3 protein-coding genes are annotated in these 3,540 nt (G+C 48.6%); 2 read left to right on the forward strand and 1 reads right to left on the reverse strand.

Annotated elements, in window-relative coordinates; all coding sequences use genetic code 11:
• Positions 1-1,447 (forward strand): threonine--tRNA ligase (gene thrS / locus RBR29_RS11145; protein ID WP_320349303.1); only part of this gene is annotated, 1,447 nt, incomplete at its 5' end.
• The gene (locus RBR29_RS11150; protein ID WP_320349304.1) at positions 1,444-2,412 is read left to right on the forward strand and encodes a KpsF/GutQ family sugar-phosphate isomerase; all 969 of its coding nucleotides are present in this window, start codon (positions 1,444-1,446) and stop codon (positions 2,410-2,412) included. The genes thrS and RBR29_RS11150, both read left to right, overlap by 4 nt.
• A 5-nt stretch (positions 2,413-2,417) precedes the next feature.
• On the opposite strand, the gene RBR29_RS11155 is transcribed toward RBR29_RS11150, so the two are convergent.
• On the reverse strand, positions 2,418-3,540 hold a 1,123-nt coding region (locus tag RBR29_RS11155), incomplete at its 5' end, for a glycosyltransferase family 1 protein (protein WP_320349305.1).

Consider the following 3,540-nt stretch of genomic DNA (forward strand, 5'->3'; position numbering starts at 1 on the left):
CGAGATGTATAAGATCGAGATCCTTAGCGAAATCCCAGAAGATCAAGTGATAAGCACCTATACTCAGGGGGATTTTATAGATCTCTGCCGCGGACCGCATATCAGCTCCACCGGCAAGATAAAGGCCGTGAAGCTTCTGAAAAGCTCCGGTGCATACTGGCGGGGCGACGAAAAGAATAAGATGCTCAAACGCATCTATGGCATCAGCTTCCCTACAAACAAGGAACTCAAAGAGTATTTGAACTTTTTGGAAGAAGCCGCCAAACGCGATCATCGCAAGCTGGGCAAAGACCTCGATCTATTTTCCATCAGCGATGAAGTTGGCGCCGGACTGGTGTTGTGGCATCCCAATGGCGCGATGATCAGGCATTTGATCGAAGCGTACTGGAAAGACGCGCATCTAAGAAATGGCTACAAGCTGGTCTATTCTCCGCACGTGGGGCGTAGCAATCTGTGGGAAACCAGCGGACACTTGGGATTCTATAAAGAGAACATGTATTCCAAAATGGATGTGGAATCTCAGGATTATTACATCAAGCCGATGAACTGTCCTTTCCACCTCAGCATATACAACGCCAGCCATCACAGCTATAGGGAACTTCCGGTTCGACTGGCAGAATTGGGTACAGTATACCGCTATGAACGCAGCGGCGTATTGCACGGTTTGATGCGGGTTCGCGGTTTTACTCAAGACGACGCGCACATCATCTGTACTCCGGATCAAGTGAGCGATGAAGTGGAAAAGTTGATTGTATTCTCACTGGATATGCTGAAAAGCTTTGGCTTCAAGGAATTCATGATCTATCTTTCCACAAAGCCAGAAGCGGCAGTGGGCGAAGACGCGGATTGGGAGATGGCCACCCAGAGTTTGAAAGCTTCATTAAACAAGCTCAATTTGGATTTCAGCGTGGATGAAGGCGGCGGAGCTTTTTACGGTCCCAAGATCGATATCAAGATCAAAGACGCCATCGGCAGAGCCTGGCAATGCACCACCATCCAGTTTGATTTTAACCTGCCGGAACGATTTGATATGCAGTATATCGGAGCGGATAATCAAGCTCATCGCCCTTATATGATTCACAGGGCTGTTCTGGGCTCTGTGGAGCGTTTCTTTGCCACTCTGCTGGAGTATCATGGCGGAAATCTTCCGCTGTGGCTCGCCCCGGTGCAAATGATGATACTTCCCATCACCGACGCGCAATTGGACTATGCCAAAGATTTGCAAAGCAAGCTACTGGAAGAAGGCTTACGCTGTGAAGTGGACAGTCGCAGTGAGAAGATTGGCTACAAGATCCGGGATGCTGAGCTAAAGAAAATCCCCTTTATGTGCATCGTAGGCAAAAGAGAGGCCGAAGAAGGCAGCGTTACTCTGCGGCGTCACACACAGGGAGATTTGGGATCAATGGATTTCCCCACAGCGTTGGCCAAGATCAAGCACGAGTTATGAGTATCTTTGAGAGCATCAGAGAGGAACTATTGAAAGAGGCTTCCGCCATCACCACGATGGCGGAGGAGCTCGATAAAGCAGAAGTAGAAAAAGCATTTACTTATCTCATAGATTGCAAAGGCAAGGTGGTGGTAACGGGAATCGGCAAAGCGGGAATTATCGCCCGCAAGATATCTGCAACCCTCGCCAGCACAGGCACAAGCTCCATATTCCTGCACGCCGCTGAAGGCATTCATGGGGATTTGGGTATGCTCAACGCTCAGGACGTGGTAATGGCTGTATCAAACAGTGGTAGTACTTCAGAAATACTGGCGATCATACCTTTCATCAAATTCATCGGCATCCCGCTGATCAGCCTCACCGGTAATCCGGATTCACAATTGGCGAAAGCCTCCGATGCAGTGCTCTGTACCAGAGTAGATTCGGATTTGGAACCTCTGGGGATGGTGCCCACTTCCAGCACCACTGTTGCTTTGGCATTGGGAGACGCGCTGGCTATCGCTTTGTTGAAAGATCGCAATTTTTCACTTAACGATTTTGCCCGTTTTCATCCGGGCGGTGCCATCGGTAAACGGCTGCTATTGAAGGTAAAGGACCTGATGCATAGTGGAGATGCCTTACCCAGAGTGCGTGAAGATACTTTGATGCGCGATGCCATCCTGGAGATGACCGGTAAAAAACTCGGTTGCACAGTTGTAGAGAATGAAAATGGCGATATGACAGGAATCATCACTGATGGAGATCTGCGCCGGCAATTGCAGCATAAGGGCGACGAGCTTCTGCGGCATAAAGCGGTGGAATGTATGACAGCCAGTCCCAAACATAGCTTTGCTGATGTGTTGGCAGTTAGCGCTCTTGCCTTGATGGAGCAGTACTCGATAACCATGCTGCCGGTACAGGATGACCAAGGTAAGGCGATCGGTATCCTGCATATGCACGATCTTATCCGTGCGGGAGTAGTGTAAGGTTTCTATTTTAGAGTTTCCAGCAAACGCTTGACGTGACGCTCCCAACTAAACGCGTCCAATCTCTTGTAGGCCTTTGCCTTCAGTTCATCAGCCAACACCGGGCTCTGTAAAACGCTTTGCATGGCATTGGCAATCTCTTTGGGGCGTCGTGGATTAAAGGTCAATACAGCGTTTTTGCCAATCTCCGGGAGCGATGATACGTTGGAGCACACAACAGGAACTCCCGATGCAAACGCTTCCAACATAGGAATACCAAAGCCTTCATACAAAGAAGGGAACACATACAGCGAAGCGTGTTTATACAATCCTGCCAGATCCTGTCCACTCACAAATCCGCAGAAGATGATCCTGTCCCTATCCGGCATATTCTGCCAAAAACGTTTTACTACATCCGCGCCATTCCACATCGATCCAGCCAGAACCAATGAATAATCGCATTTGATGGCATCCGGTAGTTTCTCGTATGCTTTCAGTAAGTTCAGATGGTTCTTTCCGGGATGCTCAACGCGAGCGATATAAAGGATGAATTTCCCTTTTATTGCATATTTGTCTTGAAGTTCTTCCGCTGAGGCCGGGCTATCCAGCTTAGCGGGTTCATAGCCGTTGTAATTCACGTGAATGCGGTTGCCCGGGATTCCGTAAAAGCGCCTCAGATCATATTTGGTACTTTCACTGATGGCATAGATTCGTGGGGCTTTATGAAGATAGTAGGGCACGATGTGTTTTATGTAGAAGCTGCGTAACGGATCGTACTTTCCTCGAACGTGATATTGCGCGAGATCATGGAAAGTAACAATGGTTTTGTTGTTGTAGCGGCAAAACAGGCGTCGGTTAGCAGCGGGCAGAAAGATTAGGTCATATCGCTTGAGCGATGGCCACCATGGCAATATGTATAGATGCCACAACATCGAGATAATCGGTTTCTTTATCCACTCAGCTATTTCGATGAAGTGCAGACGCGGATCCCTAAGAGGGAAGTGTTCAATATCCGAAGGATGGATCAACAGGTATACTTCGTGCATTTTCAATATCTGCCTCACAGTGGACACTATATAAGCCGAAATGCCGGATTTGCCTCCATCGAACGCCAGACAGCTCACCAGTATCTTGCGGCTCTTGCTGGCT

Source organism: Castellaniella sp. (assembly GCF_034007085.1).
In the GTDB taxonomy this organism is placed as follows: domain Bacteria; phylum Pseudomonadota; class Gammaproteobacteria; order Burkholderiales; family Burkholderiaceae_B; genus Castellaniella.